General features: G+C 56.4%; 3 protein-coding genes. 1 reads left to right on the top strand and 2 read right to left on the bottom strand.

The window, feature by feature from the left end; translation table 11 throughout:
• Nucleotides 1-545 (bottom strand): AMIN domain-containing protein (locus RTK32_RS12050; protein WP_312044238.1); only part of this gene is annotated, 545 nt, incomplete at its 3' end.
• A 225-nt stretch (nt 546-770) separates the two neighbouring features.
• On the opposite strand from RTK32_RS12050, the gene argA reads away from it, so the two are divergent.
• Complete coding sequence (gene argA, locus RTK32_RS12045; RefSeq protein WP_312044236.1) at nt 771-2,114, top strand: amino-acid N-acetyltransferase; 1,344 nt, start codon at nt 771-773, stop codon at nt 2,112-2,114.
• Between the two features lie 56 nt (nt 2,115-2,170).
• Here the strand turns inward: argA and RTK32_RS12040 are convergent.
• Nucleotides 2,171-2,738, bottom strand: a 568-nt coding sequence (locus RTK32_RS12040; RefSeq protein WP_312044234.1) for an ATP-binding domain-containing protein, incomplete at its 5' end; no start/stop codon positions are given.

Here is a 2,738-nt window from a genome sequence, read left to right as displayed (position 1 = left end):
GCTTTGCCAGGCAGCGGCGCGGAAGCGGGCTGCCCGCTTTCCAGCTCGCCTTTGTTGTAATCCTGCAGCAATGCCAGTAGCGGATCGTCTTCGTGATTATGGCTGCGGTTTCTGGCCGGATAGAGATCCAACACCAGCCGATTTTTGATCCCCGCCACCGGATCGAGCGTAAAGACTTTCGGCGTCACGCTCTGCTTAAGCTCCAGCACCAGCCGCACTGTATTACGATCGAACTGGCCGACGCGCGCGCTTTTGATATAAGGATCGTCGCTGCGTACCAGATGGCTGACGTGATTCAGCGTCTGATTAAGGTGCACGCCAGAAATATCCACCACCACGCGTTCGGGGTGGCTTAGCGCGAACTGTTTATATTTCAACGGGGTATTCGATTCCAGCGTGACGCGGGAATAGGTTGAGGACGGCCAGATGCGCACGGCCACTATGTGGCTGCTTGCCGCCAGTCCTGCTTTGCTGACGCTCAGTAACAGTACTGCGCCAGCGCCCTGTAACCAGCGACGTCGGCCGGGCGAAGGTAAATCAGACATGCCGCTCCAGTAAGAGATTGCTGTTTTGTAAAGAAAAAATAAAACCAAAAAACCGCCAGGCGCAAAACTGTAGCGAATCCTGCTGTCGGTGTCACCCCTAAAAACCCCTCACGAGCCGGAGCGTTAAGCTACGTTAAAGAGAATGACGAAAATTGGCACTTGCGCCCGCGAGATAAAAGAATAAAAATACACTTTTAGCGAATAATAATTCATAGAGGGTTTGCCGTGAAGGAACGGAGTACCGAGCTGGTTCAGGGGTTTCGCCATACCGTGCCCTATATCAATGCCCACCGTGGTAAGACGTTTGTCATTATGCTGGGCGGCGAAGCCATTGAGCATGATAACTTCTCAAGCATCGTTAATGATATTGGCCTTCTGCACAGCCTCGGCATTCGCCTGGTGGTGGTTTATGGCGCCAGGCCGCAGATTGATGCCAATCTGGCGGAACATCAGCTGGAGCCGATCTATCACAAGCATACCCGCGTTACCGATGCGCAGTCGTTAGAGCTGGTTAAGCAGGCCGCGGGCCGTTTACAGCTGGATATCACCGCCCGCCTGTCGATGAGCCTCAATAACACGCCGCTACAGGGCGCACATATCAACGTCGTCAGCGGCAACTTTATTATCGCTCAGCCGCTGGGCGTGGATGACGGCGTGGATTACTGTCACAGCGGTCGTATCCGCCGTATTGATGAAGAGGCTATTCATCGCCAGCTCGACAGCGGCGCTATCGTGCTGCTCGGGCCGGTTGCCGTTTCCGTGACCGGTGAGAGCTTTAACCTGACCTCGGAAGAAGTCGCTACCCAGCTGGCGATTAAACTGAAGGCAGAAAAAATGATCGGCTTCTGCGCGGAACAGGGCGTAACCGACAGCGAAGGCGCGATCATCTCCGAGCTGTTCCCGAACGAAGCGCAGCAGCGCATCGGCGAGCTGGAAGAGAACAATGATTACTTGTCTTCTACCGTGCGCTTTTTGCGCGGCGCGGTAAAAGCCTGCCGCAGCGGCGTGCGCCGTAGCCACCTGATTAGCTATCAGGAGGATGGCGCGCTGTTGCAAGAGCTGTTCTCACGTGACGGCATCGGCACGCAGATTGTAATGGAAAGCGCCGAACAGATCCGTCGCGCCACAATCAACGACATCGGCGGCATCCTTGAACTGATCCGGCCGCTGGAGCAGCAGGGCATTCTGGTGCGGCGATCGCGCGAACAGTTAGAAATTGAAATCGATAAATTTACGATTATTGAGCGGGACAATCTTACTATCGGCTGCGCGGCGCTCTACCCTTTCCCGGAAGAAAAAATCGGCGAAATGGCCTGCGTCGCGGTGCATCCGGACTACCGTAGCTCTTCACGCGGCGAGGCGCTGATGGAAAGGGTGGCGTTACAGGCGCGCCAGATGGGACTGAAAAAACTGTTCGTGCTGACCACGCGCAGCATTCACTGGTTCCAGGAACGCGGCTTTACGCCGGTCGATATTGAAGAACTGCCGGAAAGCAAAAAGCAGATGTATAACTATCAGCGCCGCTCAAAAGTGCTGATGGCCGATCTGAGCCATGCGCGGATGGTGTAAAACGCGGCAAGAAAGCCACCCACGCTGTGGGCGGCTTTTGCCTGTCATTAAGCCGCTCAGGCCTGCACTGCCAGCCGTTCAACCAGCCCGCTACGACGACGCGTGCGCATTTTCACCGCACTGTTAAGCACCTGATTATCTGCATACAGCGTCAGACGTTCTCTGGCGCGCGTGATAGCGGTGTAAACCAGCTCGCGCGTCAACACCGGTGCGAACTGATTCGGCAGCACCAGTAGCGTATGCTCGAACTCCGATCCCTGTGATTTATGCACGGTCATGGCATAGGCCGTGTCGTGCGGCGGCAGTCGGCTGGGCTGCACGGCCCGAATAGTGCCGTCGGGCAGCGGGAAGAAGACCTTTAGCGCACCTTCCGCATCGTTCATGGCAATACCGATGTCCCCGTTAAACAGCCCCAGCGCGCTGTCGTTGCGGGCAATCATTACCGGCCGGCCAATATACCATTTGCTGCCGGGCTGGCGCTGGATCAGCCGTTGCTTCTGCAGGGCAGACTCAATACGCTCATTCAGTCCAACCACGCCGAACGGCCCCTCACGCAGCGCGCACAGCAGCTGGAAACGGCCAAATGCCTCAATGACCTGACAAGGTTCTGCCCCCTCGGCAAGC

The sequence above is a fragment of the Erwinia sp. genome, from assembly GCF_031978025.1.
Classification (GTDB): Bacteria; Pseudomonadota; Gammaproteobacteria; order Enterobacterales; family Enterobacteriaceae; genus Erwinia.
The sequence above is the reverse complement of the archived record's forward strand: the minus strand, read 5'-3'. Positions and strand labels throughout refer to the sequence as shown.